General features: G+C 35.4%; 22 protein-coding genes, 2 tRNA genes and 1 pseudogene. 8 read left to right on the top strand and 17 right to left on the bottom strand.

The window, feature by feature from the left end:
• Positions 1 to 92 precede the first annotated feature (92 nt).
• The 5 genes and pseudogenes from ABWU23_RS02275 to ABWU23_RS02260 form a co-directional block, all read right to left on the bottom strand.
• Complete coding sequence (locus ABWU23_RS02275; RefSeq protein ID WP_353270728.1) at positions 93 to 1,202, bottom strand: hypothetical protein; 1,110 nt, start codon at positions 1,200 to 1,202, stop codon at positions 93 to 95.
• 375 nt (positions 1,203 to 1,577) lie between these two features.
• A pseudogene (locus tag ABWU23_RS07240) lies at positions 1,578 to 1,714 on the bottom strand (IS4 family transposase); the annotation flags it as partial.
• A 204-nt stretch (positions 1,715 to 1,918) separates the two neighbouring features.
• Positions 1,919 to 3,730, bottom strand: coding sequence for a glutamine--fructose-6-phosphate transaminase (isomerizing) (gene glmS, locus ABWU23_RS02270; RefSeq protein ID WP_253309670.1), 1,812 nt, complete (start codon positions 3,728 to 3,730; stop codon positions 1,919 to 1,921).
• Positions 3,731 to 3,762: 32 nt separating this feature from the next.
• A complete protein-coding gene (gene yajC, locus ABWU23_RS02265) occupies positions 3,763 to 4,209 on the bottom strand; it encodes a preprotein translocase subunit YajC (RefSeq protein WP_253302548.1) in 447 nt (148 codons plus the stop codon).
• 137 nt (positions 4,210 to 4,346) lie between these two features.
• Positions 4,347 to 4,423: transfer RNA gene (locus ABWU23_RS02260), tRNA-Asp, on the bottom strand.
• A 192-nt stretch (positions 4,424 to 4,615) separates the two neighbouring features.
• Between ABWU23_RS02260 and rpsB the strand changes: the two genes are divergently transcribed.
• From rpsB to frr, 4 genes are read left to right on the top strand one after another with little or no spacing between them, the layout of a single operon-like run.
• Entirely contained in the window at positions 4,616 to 5,464 is an 849-nt protein-coding gene (rpsB, locus tag ABWU23_RS02255; RefSeq protein ID WP_253309669.1) for a 30S ribosomal protein S2, read from the top strand.
• Positions 5,445 to 6,305, top strand: a complete 861-nt coding sequence (gene tsf, locus ABWU23_RS02250; protein WP_264732175.1) for a translation elongation factor Ts — start codon at positions 5,445 to 5,447, stop codon at positions 6,303 to 6,305. The genes rpsB and tsf overlap by 20 nt, the downstream gene beginning before the upstream one ends.
• Positions 6,306 to 6,315: 10 nt before the next feature.
• Positions 6,316 to 7,050 carry a UMP kinase gene (gene pyrH, locus ABWU23_RS02245; RefSeq protein WP_182182811.1) on the top strand — a complete coding sequence of 245 codons (735 nt, stop codon included), beginning with the start codon at positions 6,316 to 6,318 and terminating at the stop codon, positions 7,048 to 7,050.
• A gap of 7 nt (positions 7,051 to 7,057) precedes the next feature.
• Positions 7,058 to 7,615, top strand: a complete 558-nt coding sequence (gene frr / locus ABWU23_RS02240; protein WP_164224746.1) for a ribosome recycling factor — start codon at positions 7,058 to 7,060, stop codon at positions 7,613 to 7,615.
• A 124-nt stretch (positions 7,616 to 7,739) separates the two neighbouring features.
• Here the strand turns inward: frr and ABWU23_RS02235 are convergent, their stop codons facing one another.
• Positions 7,740 to 7,952: a hypothetical protein gene (locus ABWU23_RS02235; RefSeq protein WP_265016780.1), complete on the bottom strand. Its 213-nt coding sequence runs from the start codon at positions 7,950 to 7,952 to the stop codon at positions 7,740 to 7,742.
• 173 nt (positions 7,953 to 8,125) lie between these two features.
• Between ABWU23_RS02235 and uppS the strand changes: the two genes are divergently transcribed.
• Both uppS and ABWU23_RS02225 read left to right on the top strand, forming a co-directional pair.
• Entirely contained in the window at positions 8,126 to 8,821 is a 696-nt protein-coding gene (gene uppS / locus ABWU23_RS02230) for a polyprenyl diphosphate synthase (protein WP_353270727.1), read from the top strand.
• Positions 8,811 to 9,437 (top strand): phosphatidate cytidylyltransferase, encoded by a 627-nt coding sequence (locus tag ABWU23_RS02225; RefSeq protein ID WP_253309667.1) that lies wholly within the window; start codon positions 8,811 to 8,813, stop codon positions 9,435 to 9,437. Before uppS ends, ABWU23_RS02225 begins: the two co-directional genes overlap by 11 nt.
• A 24-nt stretch (positions 9,438 to 9,461) precedes the next feature.
• On the opposite strand, the gene ABWU23_RS02220 is transcribed toward ABWU23_RS02225, so the two are convergent.
• Both ABWU23_RS02220 and coaD read right to left on the bottom strand, forming a co-directional pair.
• The gene (locus ABWU23_RS02220; RefSeq protein WP_253309666.1) at positions 9,462 to 9,653 is read right to left on the bottom strand and encodes a zinc-finger domain-containing protein; all 192 of its coding nucleotides are present in this window, start codon (positions 9,651 to 9,653) and stop codon (positions 9,462 to 9,464) included.
• Positions 9,654 to 9,721: 68 nt separating this feature from the next.
• On the bottom strand, positions 9,722 to 10,228 hold the full coding sequence (gene coaD / locus ABWU23_RS02215) for a pantetheine-phosphate adenylyltransferase (protein ID WP_253309665.1): 507 nt from the start codon (positions 10,226 to 10,228) through the stop codon (positions 9,722 to 9,724).
• 81 nt (positions 10,229 to 10,309) lie between these two features.
• Between coaD and ABWU23_RS02210 the strand changes: the two genes are divergently transcribed.
• Both ABWU23_RS02210 and ABWU23_RS02205 read left to right on the top strand, forming a co-directional pair.
• Positions 10,310 to 10,382: transfer RNA gene (locus ABWU23_RS02210), tRNA-Phe, on the top strand.
• 80 nt (positions 10,383 to 10,462) lie between these two features.
• Complete coding sequence (locus ABWU23_RS02205) at positions 10,463 to 11,464, top strand: gamma-glutamyl-gamma-aminobutyrate hydrolase family protein (protein ID WP_353271032.1); 1,002 nt, start codon at positions 10,463 to 10,465, stop codon at positions 11,462 to 11,464.
• Between the two features lie 120 nt (positions 11,465 to 11,584).
• Here ABWU23_RS02205 and ubiH read toward each other — a convergent pair whose 3' ends face one another.
• From ubiH to ABWU23_RS02160, 9 genes are all read right to left on the bottom strand, one after another.
• Entirely contained in the window at positions 11,585 to 12,733 is a 1,149-nt protein-coding gene (ubiH, locus tag ABWU23_RS02200) for a 2-octaprenyl-6-methoxyphenyl hydroxylase (protein ID WP_353270726.1), read from the bottom strand.
• Between the two features lie 530 nt (positions 12,734 to 13,263).
• On the bottom strand, positions 13,264 to 14,274 hold the full coding sequence (locus ABWU23_RS02195; protein WP_253309664.1) for an Mrp/NBP35 family ATP-binding protein: 1,011 nt from the start codon (positions 14,272 to 14,274) through the stop codon (positions 13,264 to 13,266).
• 545 nt (positions 14,275 to 14,819) lie between these two features.
• Complete coding sequence (gene typA, locus ABWU23_RS02190; RefSeq protein WP_353270725.1) at positions 14,820 to 16,649, bottom strand: translational GTPase TypA; 1,830 nt, start codon at positions 16,647 to 16,649, stop codon at positions 14,820 to 14,822.
• Positions 16,650 to 16,754: 105 nt separating this feature from the next.
• A complete protein-coding gene (gene pyrE, locus ABWU23_RS02185; RefSeq protein WP_253309661.1) occupies positions 16,755 to 17,351 on the bottom strand; it encodes an orotate phosphoribosyltransferase in 597 nt (198 codons plus the stop codon).
• 3 nt (positions 17,352 to 17,354) lie between these two features.
• Positions 17,355 to 18,539, bottom strand: a complete 1,185-nt coding sequence (locus ABWU23_RS02180) for a dicarboxylate/amino acid:cation symporter (protein WP_264732084.1) — start codon at positions 18,537 to 18,539, stop codon at positions 17,355 to 17,357.
• Positions 18,540 to 19,545: 1,006 nt separating this feature from the next.
• Positions 19,546 to 20,871, bottom strand: coding sequence for a dihydroorotase (locus tag ABWU23_RS02175; RefSeq protein ID WP_264688260.1), 1,326 nt, complete (start codon positions 20,869 to 20,871; stop codon positions 19,546 to 19,548).
• A 122-nt stretch (positions 20,872 to 20,993) separates the two neighbouring features.
• Positions 20,994 to 21,185, bottom strand: a complete 192-nt coding sequence (locus tag ABWU23_RS02170; RefSeq protein WP_264732080.1) for a hypothetical protein — start codon at positions 21,183 to 21,185, stop codon at positions 20,994 to 20,996.
• A 38-nt stretch (positions 21,186 to 21,223) separates the two neighbouring features.
• Entirely contained in the window at positions 21,224 to 21,883 is a 660-nt protein-coding gene (locus tag ABWU23_RS02165) for a hypothetical protein (RefSeq protein ID WP_353270724.1), read from the bottom strand.
• A gap of 455 nt (positions 21,884 to 22,338) precedes the next feature.
• A complete protein-coding gene (locus ABWU23_RS02160) occupies positions 22,339 to 22,518 on the bottom strand; it encodes a hypothetical protein (protein WP_253302580.1) in 180 nt (59 codons plus the stop codon).
• Between the last annotated feature and the right edge of the window lie 10 nt (positions 22,519 to 22,528).

The raw sequence follows: 22,528 nt of genomic DNA, 5'->3' as shown, positions 1-22,528 counted from the left end.
AGTTAATAATTTAGAGATTCTTCTTAAGAAATTATTTTCTTGATGATTATGATTTTTTGAATATACACTTTTATGTTGGATTCAAAGAAGACTCAACAATTAGCTGTTCTATATCTTCCACTTTCTCGAGCTTGGTGTTGGGGTTTATGATATTGTACAGCGCAAAGCTCATACACACCAATCCAACTACTCCCACAGCTACTGCTACTGTGACATCGATTTTCAAAACATAAAATACAACACCGCTCACCAATAACGCTGTGCCAACAATACCTGCTACGATTGCCTGTCTTTGCCGTGTTGAGGGTCACAGTGTTGCCAGATCCACTACATGGCTCAGCGAAAGATGGGCTGTCAGCTCTATCAACGGAAGTTGGCTCTACAGTAGTTGAATCATTTTGCACTTCTTCGCTGCTTTCACATATAGGTTGAAGATCTTCACTATTTATATTACATAATTTAGTGTCAGTTTCTGTAGCTTTATCAATTACGTGAGTAGCATCTTTATGCTCTATATTTATTACACTATATTTACATACTTCATGCACTTCCTTACTATTTTCATCTTTAGCTGTAGTAGTTTTGGCTGTTACAACAGTGGGCTTCTGGGTTGCTCTCTTATTAAAAAGTTCTCCGGAGAATTTTAAGATTTCTTCTACAGCCTCACTATTTTTACGTGCTTCAGCATAGGTAAATGGGGTGTAAGTCATTTCCTCGCCATTTGAATGTTTTATCGTTATTCTTTTTTTGACAATCTCTTTCAAGATACCATTTTCCTCAGAGATCTTTAACACTGCTCTAATCATGTCATTGTCTCTACGTGATATAGCATCTGTAAGTATTGTATGAATTTCTTTCCGACCATCTGAATGTTTTGTGGTCATCTCTTCATTCAGAACTTCCTTTAATAGTTTTTGTTTTTTGGCTTCTTCTAAAAGATCTTTTACAGCTTGATTATTTTTATGACTTATAGCATAATGTAGTAGTGATAATGTCTCCTCTCTACCCTGATACTTGTAAGTTATTTTTGCTAAAAGAATCGTGCTTACGTTATAGCTGGATTTTTTAAATATTCCATTTCTGAACCTTCCAGCAATACCTTTCCCTTCCTCTATTTCTCTTGCTAGCTTTTGAATATTCTTTCCATCTTTATTTGTTAACTCATATATATCACATACTAATGTCAGTTTTGACGTTTTCATAATGTTTTTCCCCTATTAAGATTTATTGATTTAGTTGTAGTAGTTGCAGTTGCTCGCTCCATAAATTTGGTGCTCTTTTTCAATCAAAGGTGTCTTGCTGCTTGAAATGTTTTCCTTGTAAAAATTTAGCTTATCTTTTACATTGAAACAGCATTAAGACGATTTGCCTTTTTTTGGATGTAGAAATTTTCTAGGAATTGTCTTCTTGAGTTCTATGGTATTTTGTTTAACATTGAAACAAGAGTCTGTTGTCGTTTAATCTGCACAGATTGAAGATAAATGAATACCTTCAATACCATGATAAGGGGGGCTGGCGGAGTTTGTCAAGTAGGTTTTTTCGTCTTTATTCCCAATAAAAGTTCGTTATTGGTTATGCAGGAAGTCTAATACTGTCGTAAAAGGAAGTTTTCTTGTGCGTGTGAAACTTTTTTTCCAACAAAATGGATCTTCTGAAAAGTTTTCGAGTATATTGTATTTTTAATTTGTAAAATAAGATTTTTCCCTTTTTGCATGTTTCACCTAAAAAGGACACATTTTAGACTTCTTTGTTGAAATAAAACAGAAACAAAAGTGCTGTTTATTGCAGCTTTTGGGTAATTTAATGGTAAAAATTTTAGAGAGAAATTTTACACACAATCGCAGACATTTTTCCTTAAGTTGACGCCATTGAGTGAACGGTTACCTTAATTAGAAGTCTAGCTTTAACTTTAAATGGACTACTCAACCGTGACAGACTTAGCTAAATTTCTTGGACAATCGGCATCTAACCCTTTTTTTGCTGCAGTATAGTAAGCAAGGAATTGCATAGCAACACTATAGATGATAGGAGAGATAAAATTATCAGTGTCTGGAAGTTGCACCACATCTGCGCAAACTCCCCTTAGGAATGGCGCTCCTTGCTTATCACTGAAGGCAATTACTTTGCCTTTTCTTGCAATAATCTCTTGTATATTAGATAGCGTTTTAAAGAATAAACTATCATAAGGGATAATTGCTATAACAAGCACAGTAGAGTCTATTAAAGCAATAGAACCGTGCTTCATTTCTCCCGCTGCAATACCAATTGTATTGATGTATGAAAGCTCTTTTATCTTCAATGCACCTTCCATTGCAACTCCGTATGAACTTCCTCTGCCAATTAAAATAACGTTATTGTGCTCTAATATACTACCTGATATATGTTGTATTTGCATCACATTCAAAACGTGCTCAACATACTCGGGAATAGAATTGATAGCACTGCTTAGCTGTTTTATTCTCTCTCCACCCAGTATACCTTTTATTTTTCCAAGCTCCACGGCAAAGCATGCTAAAGTTGCAAGTTGCGCAGAAAAGGTTTTTGTTGAAGCAACACCAATTTCTGGCCCAGCAAGAGTATGTAACACAATATCTGAGATCTTTTCAATGCTGCTGTTAAATGTGTTAGTTATACTAATGATTGTTTGCTTCTGTGATTTCGCATAACGCAGCGCTTCTATGGTATCTGCAGTTTCGCCAGATTGAGAGATGAATAACCCAATGCTGCCTTCTTCTAGCTTGACGTTGCTATACCTAAATTCTGATGAGATTTCTAGATATACTCGAACTTGAGCGACACTTTCCAGCCAATATTTTGCTATTAGCCCGGCAAAATAAGATGACCCGCATCCAACTATAGTAATGTAACTCCGCTCAGAAAACAATTTTTTGTTGACCTCTTTATATTGCTTGTAAAATTGATTTATTGTTTTGTTTAATGCACGCGGTTGCTCAAAAATCTCTTTTAACATGAAGCTAGGATACCCATTTTTGCTAATTAGAAAATCACTTGGACTACTATTTTCTATACTACGTTTAACTTGTGTACCATTGTTGTATATACTAACTCCACTAGATTTTATCACTGCAATGTCACCATCTTCCAAATACGATATTCTTTCCACAAATGCACTTAAAGCATTAGAGTCAGATGCAGCAAACACTGTGTTACAGTTATAGCCTATTGCTAAAGGCAAATTTCTCTTCGCAACAAATAAGGCATCTGGATATTCTGCAAATAATAAGACCAAGGCAAATGAGCCATGTAAGTTGTTTAAACACTTAAATAGAGAATCAACTGGCGACAATCCTTCATCAAGATATAAGGTTAGCATATTTGGTATGATCTCTGTGTCAGTATCAGTATGGAATAACATTCCCCTTTCTTCTAGACCCTTTTTTAGCAGATTGTAATTCTCAATTATGCCGTTATGAGCAACAACAACATTATTTGTATGAATGGGATGAGCATTTTTAAGGCCTGGAACTCCATGTGTAGCCCAGCGAGTATGTGCTATACCAACTGTACTGTGAGACATCTTGCTTTCATCAACAACTTCATACAATCTTTTAACTTTACCTTCTGATTTTTTGACTTCTATCTCGCCTTCGTTATTTATTATTGCTATACCTGAGGAATCATATCCCCTATATTCCAATTTTTGCAACCCAGTTAGTAAAGTTGGTATTACTGAATCACCGCTACTTACTACACCAAATATTCCGCACACAAATGGATCACCAAATGAACTTTCTTTTAAAGTTATGCAGCATTTTTGCCTTTATCATCTTTTCCCTTTTTACTTTCCTCTGGTGGTTGATTTTTATTCTTTTTATCACTCTTTTCGATTTTGCCTTTTTCAATTGGTTTAGCTGCCACTTTTTGAGTTTCTTTGTTTAAAACTTCAGATATAGCGGACTTTAGGACTTTCACCTCAACTTTTGGTGCTATTTCTATTATAAATTGTGCATTTGCCTCATCAACTTTATTAACTTCACCTATTATCCCGCCAGAAGTAATGACTGTATCACCACGTTTTATTTGATCTATAATTTTTCTATGTTCTTTTAGTTTTTTGTGGTTTGGGCGAATAATAAGAAAATAAAATACCACAAATATTAAAATCAATGGAATAAAACTAGCAAAAGATGCGCCGATACTTGATGCATTGCTAGTTGCATCTGCTGCAAAAACTTCAGAAATGAGCATATTTAATCCTAATTGTTAATGATAAAAACAAACCTATTTAAGTATTAATTACAATACCATGCCATGTCAAGTCTGGTGAAAACGTTTCTAAATACCGGCAATAATATTGCGGATTTTAGATTATGCTAAAACTACTATGGCGGGAGTGATGAGACTTGAACTCACGACCTCATGCGTGACAGGCATGCGCTCTAACCAACTGAGCTACACCCCCCCTAATTTCTTTTTAGCGTTTTCAGGCTTCGACTTTAAAGCTAATAAACATGTTGCCCTTTGTCAATATTTTTTGTTTGCGCTTTGCTGTCTTTTCTATTACTATGTAAATAATTTAATTTCACACATGGCTTGTACAAGTAGTCCCATTAGGGTTATGCCATGGAAGATAAACTATTTGGAGGAATGATATATGACAAATTTGCCTGAAGTCACTGTGCGTGATTTAGCCGAATCTGGTGTACATTTTGGTCACAAAATTAGTCGCTGGAACGCAAAAATGGCTCCATACATATATGGAGTGCATCAAGAAAATCGTATACATATAATTGACTTGCGAAAAACATTACCATTGCTACAGGTGGCCATGAAGGCTTTATATGACGTTGCATCTCAAGGTGGTCGCATTCTATTTGTTGGTACAAAGTTTCAAGCTTTTGATATTATTGCAAGTGAAGCGATTCGTTGTGGTCAATATTATGTGAATCATCGATGGCTTGGTGGTATGCTTACTAATTGGGGCACTGTTTCTTCTTCGATAAAAACCTTGATACAATATGAGAAAATATTAAATGACGAGGATAGCATTTTAACAAAGAAAGAATTGGGGAACATTGAAAAGAAAAAGCAAAAGCTTGATAAGGCGCTTGGTGGTATTAGAGAAATGGGAGCAATTCCTGATATCTTATTCATCATTGATACTAATAAAGAGCATATTGCGGTTAAGGAGGCTAAAAAGTTAGGAATTCCAATAGTTGCAATACTTGATACTAATTCTGATCCAGATGATATTACTTATCTAATACCTGGAAATGATGACTCAAGAAAATCAATAGAGCTCTATTGTAAATTAGCTACCGACTCTATATTAGCTGGAATAGAGTCTAGTCTAGCAAGATCTGGAGTTAAGATTGATAATATAAAAGGTGATGAGTTTATTCAAGAAAAAGAAGATAGTATTGTGCAAACTAAAAGGAAACGTAGTAAAGTTTACAAAGAAGAAGAAAGGGAGGTAGTAACAAATGAAGATGAATCCAGATAATATAAGGGAATTACGTGATAGGACAGGGCTTGGCTTAAGTGACTGTAAAAAAGCATTAGAAGAATGTGATGGTGACATCAAGAAAGCCGTTGATAAGTTGCGTACAATAGGTCTTGCTAAAGCTGACAAAAAATCTGATAGAGTAGCTTCAGATGGGCTCGTTGCTATGTGTTTGACTGAAAATTATGGTGCATTGGTTGAACTCAATTGCGAAACCGATTTTGTTGCAAGGAATGAGAAATTTATAGAGTTAGTTTCAAATTTAGCATCAATTGCTCATCAAGAACGCTGTATCAGCGTTGATGAGTTAAAAAATGCCAAGTATGAAAGCATTGGCACAGTGCAGGAAGCTATTATGAATGGTACGTCAGTTCTTGGTGAAAAGTTAGAGTTGAGCAAGCTTTGTTACCTAGAGACTAAGGATGGAGTTGTTGCTGGTTATGTACACGGTGATGTACGTGGTTTAGGTAAAACTGGCGCTTTAGTTGCATTGCAATCACCCGGTGATAAGGCAAAGTTACAGGAAATTGGAAAACAAATAGCGATGCACATAGTTGCTATGAAGCCTGAAGCTTTGTCTATAGATGATTTAGATCAAATGAAGTTGAAAAATGAACGTTCTATAATTGAAGAGCAAGTAAGGAGCTTAAATAAACCTGAAGAAGTAGCAAAAAAAATAGTAGATGGACGAATGGCTAAGTACTATGAAGAAGTTGTTTTACTAGAACAAAAGTTCATAAAAGATGATAAAATGAAGGTTTCTGATTTTATAAAATCAAGCGAGGTGAGTGCTATTAAATTATCTGATTACAAGTTACTTGTTTTGGGCAGTGCAAACTAAATGGCAAGAAATGTCTTCCTTAGCAGATAAAGTAAAATACTCTAGAGTGTTATTGAAGATCTCTGGTGAAGCTTTGATGGGGTCACAGTCTTTTGGCCATGATATGGGAATAATAAGCCAATTATGCAAAGATATAGCTGATGTTAACAGGCTTGGAGTTCAGGTATGTATTGTTGTTGGTGGTGGTAATATCTTTCGTGGCGCATCTGCGTCTTTAAGTGGCTGTGAAAGAGCAAGCAGTGATTATATTGGAATGCTTGCAACTATAATCAATGCTTTAATTTTACAAAACTTTTTAGAAAAAAATTTAGTAGCTTCTAGGGTATTATCTGCAATACCCATGGCCACTGTATGTGAACCTTACATAAGAAGGAAAGCTATTCGTCATTTAGAAAAAGGTAGAGTGGTAATTTTTGCAGCAGGCACAGGCAACCCATTTTTTACTACAGATACAGCTGCAGCCTTACGTGCTGTTGAAATGAATTGTGATGTTATTCTAAAGGGTACACAAGTAAATGGTGTATACTCCGCTGATCCGAAAAAAAATGAGGATGCTGTAATGTATGATAGGCTTTCTTACACGGATTTATTGACTCGTGATTTAAAAGTTATGGATGCATCAGCAATTTCACTTGCTCGTGAGAATTCTATTCCAATTATAGTTTTTTCTTTGAAGGGAGAAAAAATAGTCAATATTATTAAGGGTCAAGGTACTTATACTATAGTTTCAGATTGTAAACAGTAGGTAATTTATGTTAAATGAAATAAAAGCTAAAACAAAAGAAAGAATGCTAAAAACTATTCAGTCCTTTCATGATGATATTAAAGGCGTACGCACTGGTAGAGCTAGCGCATCGTTGCTTGATGGTATAGTTGTAAATATCTATGGTGGACATCAAAAGTTAAATCAGGTTGCAGGCGTTTCAGTTATAGATAACAAAACCCTATCAATTAAAGTTTGGGATATTAATGTTGTAGGTGAAGTGAAAAATGCTATATTAAATGCCAATTTGAATTTAAATCCTGTTGTTGAGGGCAATACCATACGTATAGCTCTTCCGGATTTAACACAAGAAACCCGTGAAAAATTAGTAAAATTATTGCATCAGTTTTCTGAAAATGCGCGGATTGCCATCAGAAATATACGCAGAGATGTTATGGAAGAAATAGAGAAAATGAAGGGAAATAAGGAGATCTCAGAAGATGATTTTCATGGTGCTAAGAAGGAAATACAAAATATTACTGATGATAATATAAAAAAGATTGATGGTGAATTGTCCATCAAAGAAAAGGATATATTGCATCACTAAGGTAATATGAAAGAAACCTTCAGTAGTGAAAAAGAAAAAATTATATGCAAAGGTGTCATGGAGGTAGTCGACACACAACTGTATGAACGTTGCAATATTGCACAGTATTATACAGTAAATGATGTCATTCCAGTGTCCTCTTTTTTGTCATCCCAGTGCCTTTTTTCCCTGTCATCCCAGTGCGTAACACTGGGATACATCTTATTTTCATCATGGACATTATATGCTCTAAGAATCTGTTATCCATTTCCCTCTTTCCTGTCATCCCAGTGCGTGACACTGGGATACATCTTATTTTCATCATGGACATTATATGCCCCAAGAATCTGTTGTTCATTGCATAATTTGCAAATATTTTTATACTTAGATCCCAGTGTCACGCACTGGGATGACAGGAAAAAGGGCTACTGGGATGACACCTTTCAAGTAGAGATTGCTACTAAATCACTATTTTTGTACAGTGATATGTTAAGCACTCAGATGATATCGGGTGGTTTAGGTGAACTTTAAATGTTGAATCAAGAATCTTTACCGAAACATTTAGCAATTATTATGGATGGTAATGGTAGATGGGCGAACAATCAAGGAAAGGTAAAAATTGATGGTTATAAAAAGGGCAGTGAAGTTGCATACGATATTGCCAAGTATTGTACGGACCTAACCATACCCTACTTAACTTTGTATGCATTCTCTATGGAGAATTGGCTTAGACCCAAAAACGAAACTGAATGTCTATTTGATTTATTTTACTCCGTTTTAACTAATGAAGATAAAGTCAATTTCATTTGCAGCTGTAACATTAAGTTGAATTTTATTGGCAATTTAAGTCTGTTATCCAGTAAAATATTGGATCAAATTAAAAAAGCAGAAGAAATGACACATAAGAACGATGGTTTATTACTCACTGTGGCAGTCAGTTACGGAGCAAAGCAAGAAATTACACAAGCTATAAGCAATATTATAAAAGAAAATATTGCTTATGTATCAGAAGAGGAATTTGAAAAATTTCTGTATACTAAAGATCTGCCAAAATTGGATTTATTAATTCGCACTGGCGGCGAAAAAAGATTAAGCAACTTTTTATTATGGCAAGCAGCTTATGCTGAATTGTATTTTTGTGATACTTTATGGCCTGATTTTTCTTGTCAAGATTTGAGTAAAGCATTAGAAGATTATACAAAAAGAGAGAAAAAATATGGTAGATAATAATTTTATAATTAGAATGTTGTCCTCAATAGTAATATTATTCATATTTTCCTTTGCTACATATTTCAGTGATTTATCGTTTTACCTATTGATTTTTTCAATAGCAGTTTTATCTTCTTTTGAATGGTATAATCTAACCCAAGGAAACAAAATTTTATACGTTTTCGCATTATTATTGATTGCATTACCAAGCGCCTCATTAATATATTTATATAACCTACCACAGGGAAAATACGCATTAGTATGGTTCGTCTTAACCATTTGGGGAATTGACATTACTGCCTACCTATTTGGTAAGAATTTTGGTGGAGCTAAAATTTGCCCAATTCTTAGCCCTGGAAAAACTTGGACAGGACTTCTTGGTGCGATTTTAGCTGGAGTAGTGTGCACAATTTTTGGATCAATATTTTTTGGTCTATTTTCAATTTTTTATTCTCCAATCATTGGCCTTGCAATCGCTATTCTAGCGCAACTTGGCGATTTCACTGAGTCGCTTGTTAAAAGAGCTTACGGTGTTAAAGATAGTGGAAGTATGATACCTGGCCATGGAGGAGTGCTCGATCGTATGGATAGTTTCATTTTTACTGCCCCTCTTCTTGCTATTTACATAAGCTAAGTCTGCAGAAGAAACAAAGTGCCATTAGAGGTCATCCCTAGTCAGCTCCCCAACCGCTTCTACAGTACAGTCATGGACAAACGTCTTTTCACAATAAGGGCAGGCTATTTCCTCTTCTTCTCCCATATCTAAATATATTAATGGATGGCCGGAACCCTCATTATTCTCGTCACCATGACAACAAACTTTTCTATTATTAACCCTCACTTTTGACATGCTACTCCTTTAGCTTATAACATTTTATATATTGAATATACCCATTCAGAAATAAAAAACAACAAGCACTATTCTCCATTTTTTATCCTATTCAGGTTAATCAATTCGTTTTGAACGCCTTTTGATACAAATTTGCTAACATCTTCTCCTAATCTTGCTATTTCCTTTACAAAACTTGATGAGATAAATTGAGTATCTTCAGAAGCAGGAAGAAATATGGTTTCGATTTCAGGAAGAAGTTTATAATTTACCCAACTCATTTGAAACTCGTAATCAAAATCCGATACTGCTCTTAATCCTCTAATAATAACAGAAGCATTCTGCTCTTTGGCAAACTTCACTAGCAACCCATTAAAAGATATAACATCTGCATCAATTCCTAGCCCTTTGATTTCACTTTCAGCCATGCTTGTGCGTAGCTTTGTGTCAAAGGCAACATGCTTATTAACGTTTTCTGCAACTCCTATTATTAATTTATCGACTAGTTTACACGCTCTTTTGATTATGTCAATATGCCCAAAAGTTATAGGGTCAAATGTGCCAGGGTAGATTCCTATTCTGTTATTAATGTTCATCCTTTATTTTTATATAAACTACTTTAAAAACTTTTGATAGACATAATAACATTTTTTATCTAAAAATGAAAGTATACAGTTGGCCTGATAGCTCAGTTGGTAGAGCAAAGGACTGAAAATCCTTGTGTCGCTGGTTCGATTCCTGCTCAGGCCACCTTCTCTTTCTTGGCAAATTTGCCTTTTTGTTATAAAATACTCTATATCGTAATATAAATATTAGAGAGGCAAGTTATGGTGTATAAATATTACAATAAAGTATTTAAGATCTTATTAATTATAGTTCTATTATTAAGCAATATTACTTATGCTGGCGTTAGTGAAAAACCGGCATCTCAACATGTAACCAGAAAAGAAGAACCAGCGTCAACTGCCTTGACGGCAGAAAATACAGTAAATAATGACATAGTTGTTGGTTTGTTGAAAACGGAAGAAGCACATGAGCTTGGGCTATCTCAAAATATCTACGAGATGTTTAATAACTTTGGGGTTAAGACTGTACTGATTGATTATAATAAGATAATTAGCCTTAAAAAAATTCAGACAGAGTCACTTAATCTCGCAAAACAAGATGAAACATTGGCAAAGAAGCTGACATTAGACCGAATAAAAATTGAAGTTGCAAAGTTTATTAAAGAGCACAAAATAAATAGAATATTTATTCCGGATAATTTACACTCAGCACCCACTCCTTGTCGCCAGCTTGTTACTGAAGCAATTGCAAAAATAGTGGATGATAACCCTGCAATTCATTTACTTGGCATATGTGAAGGCATAATGAATGCAAAGGGAATTGAAGTAGTGAGTGTTGTGAGTGATGAAGAGAAGCGAAGATCTCATTTAAAATCAGCATCTAATCCACATAAAGAGGATGCACCTCTCCAGCAGATAAAGATCGTTCCAAACAGTCGTTTAGCGGAATTAGTAGCTAAATTCTTAATACCTCATGAAAATGGCTGGTTTTCAACATATTTTCCAGATGCTCATTCAGGGGCAGTAAGTAATACACCAGAAAATAGAAGAAAATTGGAGTTACTTGGATATAAAGTTGCAGCATTTTCCAGTGATGGGGTAATAGAGGCTATTGAAGATAAGCACGGTAATATTTACTTTCAATGTCATCCAGAAGCTCTTGTTGTAAAATCAGATAAAAACCTCTATTTATCAAATCACAAGGAACGTCAAGTGTCTACACTAGTTGCTATAGCGATTATAAATGATTTTCTTTATCGTGCTTAATGGCTATAGCTTTAGATTTACCAACGATTTGATAAACGACAAATTCGTCATCCCGCTGCTTGTTAGCGGGATCTAGAGATACCGCGGCGGTATGACTTGCATTAGCTATAAAATAGTAGTTTATATAAATCCCATAGCATGCCGAATGAAGCTTTTTTTGAGAAAATTTGAATTTTCAACTGCAATCAAGCCAAGATTTCTTAGTGCTTTAGCGCAGAATATTCTGTTGGAGAACATCCTATTTAATCCATCAGTTGCAAGCGCCATTGTAAAATTATCAAAGTATCTGTTACGTGAAATTTTCTTTAATAAATAACTACTGCCAACATCAATACCAGATGCTTTTGCAGCAACTATGTGCTTTATAACACTTTCTACATCTCTAATTCCAAGATTAAGCCCTTGACCTGCAACTGGATGAATTGAATGTGCTGCATCGCCGATAAGCAAAACTCTACCCTTATATAACTTTTTTGCGAAAACAAAACTTAAAGGATAAAGTTTTCTTTCACCCTCTAATTTTATCTCTCCTAAATAAGAACCAAATCTTTTTTTGAGCTCTATAATAAATTCTTCTTCAGACAGATCCATTAGCATTTTTGAAATTCCAGATTTTTCTGTCCAAACTATCGAAGAAGTATAGCCACCCTTCATCGGTAGAATTGCAAATGGACCGCCAGGAAAAAAACGCTCTACAGCTAAGTTTTGGTGATGCAGTTCATGCTTTACATTAAATACTATGCTACTTTGTTTATAATCAAATTTCACTGTCGGTATAGAAAATAACTCTGGTAGTTTAGAGTTTTTGCCTTCAGCGCAGATAAGTAGCGATGATATTAATTCCTGGTTATTATCAAGAATAACTTCCACATATCCTGAATCACAAGCAATTGTTTTATAGGAATGTGGAGAGTATATATTTAGTTTATTCAGAAAATTATTGTTGATTGCATTCCATATAGTAGCATTGTTAATAACATAACCCATTGGTTCTTCACCAACCATTTTATGATTGTAATGCACAGTAACCGCATCTAATATGCATATATCAAGTATTGGCTCAGCTTCGCTTTCTATAAACTGCCAAATCCCTAATTTTTCCAATATTTTTTTCGAGCCTTGAGAAATAGCAAATGCTCGGTTGTCATCTACTACACGTGGTAGACTATTTTTTTCAATCACAGCTACAGACACAGAGTCACGACTGAGGCCAATTGCAGTAATAAGACCAAGTAACCCACCACCTGAAATGATTACATCATAATTCATTTTATTCACGCTAATTGTAAAATTATATTTTATCTATTTTGAAAATAGTTTAAACAAACTTTGTATACTATGAGTAAAAGACTTTAAGGTTTTCCTATATACAAATTAAGTCTCTTAGAACCTGTCTTGAAAATGGCTAAGCATAGAAGTAATCATATTAGATTTCTTGCATAACCCAAACTAAGTAGAAAAAAGGCAACTCCCCTGTCATCCCAGTAGCCCTCTTCTTGTCATCCCAGTGCGTGACACTGGGATCTCATTTTACTTTATAATGATGTCATGGAAGTAGCTGACACTGGAATTCAGAAAAAAGGATGATGTCATTCCAGTCTGGAATCCAGCCTTTCCATAATCATCAAAACGTTGTATTTTAACATAAAACAGCTATTTTTATACTTAATAAAATTCCTGGATCCCAGACTGGGATGACACCCTTCTGGTAGACAATGTTCGTACAGTTGTGGATTCATTCGCGGTATAAATTCCGCTAACTAGTAGCGGAATGACGGTTTTTCAAATTATAGGTAAACCTAATCCACTTTAGCTATAACATCTTTAGCAATGTCTTCATAAATCTCTGCCAAATCTTCACTTAGCATTAAAGGATTTCCACAATCAGAAGCATGACATATTTGTGGATCCAGAGGAATCCTGCCTAATAGTTTGATGCCCAGCTCCTCAGACATTCTTTTTGCGCCGTCTTTTCCAAATATGTATATTTCTGAGTCATTTTGAATGAAATAACTCATATTTTCCACAATGCCAATAATCGGTATACTGAGCTTTTTAAGCATATCATAAATTTTGCGAGCATCGATTAAAGAGAGCTCCTGTGGAGTTGAAACTATTATCGCCCCGGTTAAGTTAAAATTTTCCATAAGACTTAAATGCACATCGCCAGTTCCAGGTGGTGTATCAACTATCAAATACTCTATATCGGACCACTTTGTTCCCATGAGCAGATTATAAAGTGCTTTTGTGATCATAGGTCCGCGCCATATTGCTGCACGATCCTTGTCAACAAAATAGCCGATTGAAATAGTATGCAGTCCATACCTTTCTATAGGTATTGCTTTTCCACCCTGTATTTCTGGCTTTAATTTTTCAGTGCTAAGCATTTTAGGAATTGAAGGACCATATATATCTGCATCAACTAGCGCAACTTTATGTTTCAACTTTGCTAATGAGAGAGCAAGATTTAGCGCAACTGTGGACTTGCCCACACCGCCTTTACCAGAGGCCACAACGATTATATTTTTCACTCCTTCGATATGTAATTTAGCTTTTTGTTGCCCAGTTTGTTTTTGACAAGTAGCAACCACGATCACTTTTGTCACCCCCGGTATAGCTTTAACAGCTTGCTCACAATTTCTTCTTAATTCTTCGTTTGCTTGCGTGTTACCGGCAACTTCAAGCGCAAAACCAATGTCCCCGCCTTTAATAATGATTGAGGATATTATGCCAAGAGCGATCACATCTTTACCGCTTTTTTGCTCTATGACTTTTTTTAAGTTCTCTCTTACAATTTCTTCGTTGATCATTAGACCTCTTACATAGCAGATCCCAGTGCGGAACATTTGTTTCGGAAACAGTATGTTAAATGTTATAGCAGGTTTTGCCTAGAACACAAGCCAAGTACTGGTTCACTTTATGACAGTATCATGAAAGTAGCCTCTTTCTTGTCATCCAAGTAGCCCCTTCTCCTGTCATCCAAGTAGCTTGACACTGGTTTACTTTATGATGATGTCATGAAAGTAGCTGACACTGGTTCTTTTTTTCTAGATCCCAGTGTCACGCACTGGGATGACAAAAAAAGGAGCACTGGAATGACAGCAGTCCCACGTCATACCGCGATTCATTCGCGGTATCTCTTAACATAGATCCCGCTAACACGTAGTGGGATGACGGTTGTCGGTGAACCTAAGTTACTTTAGCTACAAACATTAAGAAATTTACCAAATGAAAAAAAAGGCAAAAGAAGCCCCGTGGTTATTATCCGCTTTAAAATATTGGCGTTTTTTATGTTTTAAACGCTTGACAAGCGAGATAGTACGCTGCTACGAAAATTACCTGCAAAAAGAAACCTCTACTCCTTATTCTTTGCCCTTCCTGCACGCTTACGTTCATTTGGATCAAGGAATTTCTTGCGTAAACGTATAGATTTTGGAGTTACTTCCACCAATTCATCATCATCTATATACGCTATCATATCCTCCAGTGTCATTATCTTTGGAGGAGTGAGTTTTATGGCTTCATCACTACCTGAAGCTCTTACGTTTGTTAATTGCTTACCTTTTAGCACGTTTATCTCCAAATCATTGTCACGGCTATGCTGGCCGACAATCATGCCACAATATACCTTATCCTGTGGCTTGATAAACATAATTCCCCTGTCTTGCAAATTGAAAATTGCATACGCCACAGCCTCACCCTTATCTGTAGAAATTAAAACTCCATTGCGCCTTCCAGAAATTGGACCTTTATGTGGAGCATAACTATGAAATAAACGGTTAATTATGCCTGTGCCCCGAGAATCAGTTAAAAACTCTCCTTGATAACCAATTAATCCTCTTGATGGCACTAAAAACGTTAATCTTGTCCTACCATTACCAGAAGGTCTCATGTCAGTCACTTCACCTTTTCGGAAGCTGAGTTTTTCCATGATGATTCCACTATATTCATCATCTACATCAATTACTACTTCCTCTATAGGTTCAAGTTTTTTGCCATCTTCTTCCTTAAATAGAACGCGAGGGCGTGATACTGAAAGCTCAAAACCTTCTCTCCTCATATTTTCAATTAACACTCCAAGCTGTAGCTCACCACGTCCACCTACTTCAAACGCTTCACCACTTGATGCCAAAGTTACGGTAATTGCAACATTTGTTTCTGCTTCTGCATATAAACGATCCTTTATAACGGTTGAGGTAAGCTTTGTTCCCTCTTGTCCGGCAAAAGGTGAATCATTAACACTCAGAGTAATCGCCATCGTCGGCGGATCAACTGGAGTTGAGCTTACTGCAGTTGTAACCTCTGGTACTGCTATAGTGTCAGAAACTGAAGCTTTCTCAAGTCCTGCAATTGCAATTATGTCTCCCGCCACAGCTTGTTCTACTGGAATACGTTTCAAGCCAGAAAATGAGAGCAACTTAGTTAATCTCCCTCGTTCAATTACTTTACCATCCAGATCAAGTACCTTAAGATCTGAATTGACTTTTGCAACGCCCTGATAAACCTTTCCTGTCAATATTCTGCCAAGAAACTTATCAGACTCAAGTAGAGTGACCAACATAGCAAAAGGGGCATTTTGATCATAAACAGAAGGTTTTATATAATCTATAACCGTTGAAAATAATGGGCTTAAATCTTTTCTTTCATCAGAAAGCTCCTTAGCACACCAACCATTTCTACCTGAAGCATACAACACTGGAAAATCTAGCTGCTCGTTGGTTGCATCAAGGTTAAAAAATAACTCATATATTTCATTTAATACTTCATCAATTCTGCTGTCTGGTCGGTCGACCTTATTGATTATCACAATTGGCTTCAAATTTGCTTTTAGTGCTTTTGACAACACAAATTTAGTTTGTGGCATGGGACCTTCCGCAGCGTCAACCAGCAGCAACACACCATCTGCCATGCACAATACCCTTTCTACTTCTCCACCAAAGTCTGCGTGCCCTGGCGTATCAATAATATTGATTTTTTCATCACCCCACATTATTGATGTGCATTTTGCAAGTATTGTAATTCTGCGCTCACGTTCTTGGTCGCCACTGTCCATAACTCGCTCTTGAACTTCTTGATTCTCACGGAACGTGCCACTTTGTTTTAACATGTTATCAAGCAAAGTAGTTTTACCGTGGTCAACGTGTGCGATTATTGCTATATTACGGATCGATTTAAATTCGTTCATTTTCTATCATTTCAAAATTAATTTAGTAATAAGTATACATAAAATACACTTGGAGTAAATAACTAAAGCTGTGTATAAGTGCTGTGTTTCCAAGATATTATAGGATTACTTTGTTAAATATTCTCTACTCCCAGGTTTTGTTATGGGTAGTTGTTTTAATTCACTTGGAAGTTCTTCCTCGCTGTAGTTTTGGATGTTCAGTTCAATCAAAGATATGACAGGAAAAGGCAGTTTCGTTTCACTATTCCTCTTTATTAGAGAAGCTTCAGCAATGACTTTACCTCCCTCCCCTTCTGCACATTTCACTGCTTCAAGTGAAGATTTGCCTGTGGTTATCACATCCTCGATAAGTAATATTTTCTCACCCTTTTTGATCTTAAATCCACGGCGTAATTCAAACTTGCCATTAACGCGCTCGCAAAACATTGTCTTTATTCCAAGCTGCCTGCCAATCTCATAACCTACAACTATTCCGCCAATTGCAGGAGATAATATTAAATCTATGGAGCTATTTAATTCTTTTTTTATTTTATCTGCCAGTAATGCGCAAACTTTCATGGCTCTGCTTGGATTTTCAAAAATTTTAGCGCATTGTATATATGTATTGCTATGCAATCCAGAAGATAAAACAAAATGCCCATGCAAAATTGCTTCTGCTTCTTTAAATTCTTTTATTATTAGGTTGTTTTCGTCTAATATCATTTTTTAAGTTTCACTATTACATTCTTTATTAATTATCTGAGTGATACAAATATCAGACCACACGTTTATTGCAGTTTCAAACATATCGATGATTGTATAAATAGGCAAAATCAGTCCCATAATATGCAGAGGAACATTCATCGACATGAGATAACTGGTTGCCATAAAATAGCACCCCATCGGCACTCCAGCGTTACCAATTGCTGCACTAGTTGCTAAAAAAATCCATATAAACATTTCGCTTAAGGAAAATGCGCATCCATTCATCTCTGCAACAAACATTACAGTGATTAGTATAAATGCAGCACATGCATTCATATTAATTGTTGTGCATATTGGTAAAATAAAGGACGACAATTTCTTTGGCACCTTTAGCTTATTTTGCACACAGTCTATAGTTGTTGGCAATGTTGCACTGGATGATTTAGAAAAAAACGCAAGTGTGAGTGCCGGCATAACCCCTTTCAGCGTTTGAATTGGTGATATGCCTTTATACCACATAAGTAGCGGTAAAATCAGAAATGCCTGCACAAAATTTGCAGACATTATGCAAACAAAATACCATAAAAGACTGTAGAACTCGCTACCACCTTTTAATTCGTGCAAAAAACATGTAATAAAAGACCACACAGCAAGTGGAACAAGCTTTAGTAACCCCTGAGCAATTTTAAGTAACGTATCGAAAAGTGCAGAGAATATTTGATGTAATATGTCCTGCTTTTCTTTTGAAAGTGAAACAATAGCTCCACCCATCAAAAAAGCGATCAATATGCTACCAATAACGTTATTTTCAAGAAAAACTTGCACAAAATTCGAAGGAATGAGTGATTTTAAGTATGAAAAGTAACTGTAATTGTTATTATCCAAACTTCCTATCGTGTTACATATGAAATTTTTTTTCACTGGGTCTATTAGCAGGTAAAACAATAATGCAACAAACGCAGCTATAATAGTTGTAAGCAGCGTATAAAATAGTGTTTTCTTAACTAAGGTTTTAATTTCGATTGAGTCTTTAAGTCCTGAAATTGTGGAAACTATTGATAGAAAAACTAAAGGTAAACTTATTAATTTCAACAAACTAACAAATATGTCACTAAACAGCTTTGCTATTTCAAATATAATCTCACTGTTTAAATAGTAAGCAACTATTGCAAACAGTATAGAAAAGAGTATTGCAAACTTGTGCATTGAAAATAAAACTTCAAAGTAACATTATACAACAATTTTGCTGTTTTGGAATCAGATTGATAGACAAAATAACTTTACAAATTAGGAAAAGATAAGAGGATGCGTTTATTCGGAGACAGTAGACTTCTTGCATAACCCAAACTAAGTAGAAAAAGGTATCATCCGAGTAGTTGACACTGGTTCCTTTATGACGGCAGTGCCCAGATACTGGAATCCAGCCTTTCTGCAATCTCATCGAAAACGTTTTTCTATGCTAGTTTGCTTGTGAGCAAGCAAACTTTCCTGGATCCCAATGTCTGGGCACTGGGATGACACCCTACTTAACCGTCATACCGCGATTCATTCGCGGTATCTCTTAACATAGATCCCGCTAACAAGCAGCGGGATGACGATTGTCGTTTAGCCATAAATATTAAGAAATTTACCGAATAAAAAAAAGGCAAAAGAGGCCCCATGGTTAACTAGTTATTTATATGTACTTCAAAATATTGGCGTTTTTTTTCTAAACGCTTAATAACCGCGATTCAGCCGCTTTTAAATGCGACTAACCTAAATTACAAACATTAAGAAATTTACTAAGTGGAAAAAAAGGCAAAGAAACCCTAAGGTAGCTAGTATTCAAATTCTCCCTTGTCTATTTGACGTCTTTTGCTGTCTTAAACGCTTTATAAGCGCGTTTCGGCTTGTATAGGTAGAAACCTAAAAGTTTTATAAAAACATGAGGTGCACATAGTGCAAAAAATTAAGCATGATTTACGCCAAATACATTAAGTTTTTTTGTTATTAATCCACTGCAGAGATTGCGAAGGTAAATAATTAGCTTCAGTTTCATGATAAGGGAGCTGGCGGAGTTTGTCAAGGAAGTTTTTCGTTTCTATTCCCAATAAAAGTTTATTATATGGTTATGCAAGAAGTCTAGTGGAATTGGCTAATATTTCTTAATTTAAATTCAGGTGCACTTAGCCCATTCTGGTGATAACAAATTGGAACAGATAAGGTATGATAACTAACTTTTCTGTGAGTATATAGTTTTGCCAGACACAACAGTACGTACCACGTGCCCTTTTACTTTGCGCCCATCGAAAGGGGAATTCTTTGATTTACTAGCAAAGTTGTCAGTTTTAATTTCCCATTCATGATTGAGGTCAACTAAAATTAAGTCTGCAGCAAGGTTTTTTTGTATACGACCACGTGATACGTGTATTATATCTGCAGGCTTATATGTCAATTTTGCAAGCACATCAAGTAGACCCATTTGCCCACTGTGGTAAAGTTCAAGTGAAAGGGGCAGCATTGTTTCAAGGCCAACAATACCAAATGCAGCATTTTCAAGTGGAAGATCTTTAGAATTACGATCATGCGGAGCGTGATCGGTTGCAATGCAATCAATCACACCTGTCTTTAAACCTTCAACCATAGCTAAACGATCTTCTTCAGTGCGAAGTGGCGGGTTCATTTTTGCAATTGCTCCATGTTGTTTTACTATATTTTCAGTCAAAGTGAAGTGATGAGGGGTTACTTCACATGTAACATTTAATCCCAAATCTTTCGCACGTTTAATAGCATCAAGTGAATCTTTTGAAGAGACATGTAGAATATGGTAGTGCACATTTTCCATATCTTTCATGAGCAGTATATCACGATTTACCATAACCGATTCTGACGCACTCAAGATTCCCTTTACTCCCAATTCTTCAGAAATTTTACCTTCGTTGATTGCACCACCTGCTGATAAATTTAAATCTTCTGCATGTTGAGCAATAGGAACACCCAGCATACTTGAATAAAGCAGCGCCTGTCTCATAATCATTGGGTTCATAACTGGCATGCCATCATCAGTGAACCCAACCGCACCTGCTTCCTTTAAAAGTGCCATTTCAGTCAACTTTTCTTCCGAAGTGGTAATTTTAGCGTAAAATTCAACGTTTACATGTGAAGTTTCAAGTGCTCTATATTTCAAATATTTAGCCAAAACAACGCTATCAATTGCTGGAACAGTGTTCGGCTGACAAACTACAGTTGTAACGCCTCCCGCAGCTGCAGATTTGCTGCCTGTATATATAGTTTCTTTATGTTCTTGGCCTGGTTCACGAAAATGTACGTGAATGTCAATAAGGCCTGGCATTAGAACAAGCCCTTTACAGTCTATTGTTTCATCGACCCCACTTGTTGAAAATAATGATTCACCAAAGTCAACAATTTTATCCCCTTCAGTCAATAATGAACCTTTTATATCAAGCTTAGTTTCGGGATCGATAACACGAGCATTAATATATGCAATTTTATAGCCTTCCTTTTGCCCTGTTTGCAGCAAATTCCAAGTTTGAGTCATTATATTTGAGTATCGATTATAAAATAAATCTAAAGTTTTTTTAACAAAATACAACCAAATAAAAACGCAGACTAAAGTTGCGAGAGCTGTCTTGAATTAAAATTGTCCCAAAAATTTGGCTCTTATAACCGAGTTACTTCAGTTTTAACGTTAATATGAAAAACTCTTAGCTCTGTTGAAGGATTTTCCAGTTGAATATCTAGCTCATTCTGTATGTTCGATAAACAAATCAAAGCTGAGTCAAAATTTTCATCACACTGCTTCGCTTCATGCATACCATCGATTATTTCCTCTAATTCTTCCACATCATCCATTTCTTGCGGCGCACTTTTTAATATCGCTTTTATTTGGTTTAAATTTTGACGAATTTTCTCCTGATATCCAGCAATTCTCTCTTGATATATATATCAATTATTTTTTGACATGCGTTGCCTCTAAATGGATGTTCTTTTTTCTCTTTTATGTAAGAACTTTGAAAGTCTTTACAGTTAAGGATTGCTTCTCTATGTTTTTTTATGTCATTAATTGCACTGACTATCGACTTATCTATTTTCTTCAAATTTTCTTCCCGTCCTTCTCTTTTAATTATACTTTTGGATTCATTTTTCATTTGGTTCATTTTGTCATACAGGTTTCTGCATTCTTTGTAAGATACCATTGGTTGTAATATTCCTTCTTCTACACCTTTATTGTAAAAATTCTTCAACTCATTACTTGATAGTATTGTTATAGCATCTTCCCTTTTGCCTTGTGATTTAGGATACTTTTTATTCAATGAACTAACATGATTTAACAAGAAATCTTTAACTAGCTCTTCCTTTTTAACTTCAGCTAATTTTTCTAGTGTTTCTATATATTTCAGAACTTCCGCAAAGAGCTGTCCACCAGATGGAGCAAATCCTTGAAGTGGTTTACTCTGAGCTTTATAAAAATCGGTTTGTAAAAAATCTTCAGCTTGTTTTTTTATTACTGAAAGTTCATTGAAGGCTTTTTCTGGATTGATTTTTCTCAAAATACCAACAGTTTTTCTAATCGCTTTTTCTCTCTTTTTATTATCTTGCTTTTCATTTAATATCAGATGTTCAGTTTTGGTAAAAGCATTACCTTGATCACTCTTTGCAATGTTACAAACGATGTTTTTTACAACTTTTTCAGTTGCTGCATAATCTATTTCTTTTGCAAAGCAGTCAACAAATGATTGCCAAACTTTTTTATTAATAAGCTTACTTGTCTTATTTTCAAAATCTTCTCTACTTTTGAATCCTAAATAGTATAGAGATTTTTTTCAACTATTGGTTCGGCATGTTGTTTTGCCACTTTACCTTTTATATTGAATGGAAATTTACTAATCTTAGTTGTACCCACAATGTTACCTCAATATTAACGCTATCTATAAAAGTATAAAGATTTAATATTTAATTTTTAATTAATACTAGCACAGCTAACTACGGGGGCATTATGCTAGCATCAATAGCAAGCGTCAATTAACACTTTAACTTCTAACTTGTCATCAGTAATATTGTTTATATAAAAACTATAATTTTTTATGCCTGAACTTGGGAATATATTGCTACTCATAGCCTGCTTATTGTCTTTGACATATTTGTTTTTACCGCTTAGTTCTTGTCGGTTTATTACCACTGCCATATTTTTTTGT

The organism is Wolbachia endosymbiont (group A) of Hedychridium roseum, from assembly GCF_964028325.1.
In the GTDB taxonomy this organism is placed as follows: Bacteria; Pseudomonadota; Alphaproteobacteria; order Rickettsiales; family Anaplasmataceae; genus Wolbachia.
The sequence above is the reverse complement of the archived record's forward strand: the minus strand, read 5'-3'. Positions and strand labels throughout refer to the sequence as shown.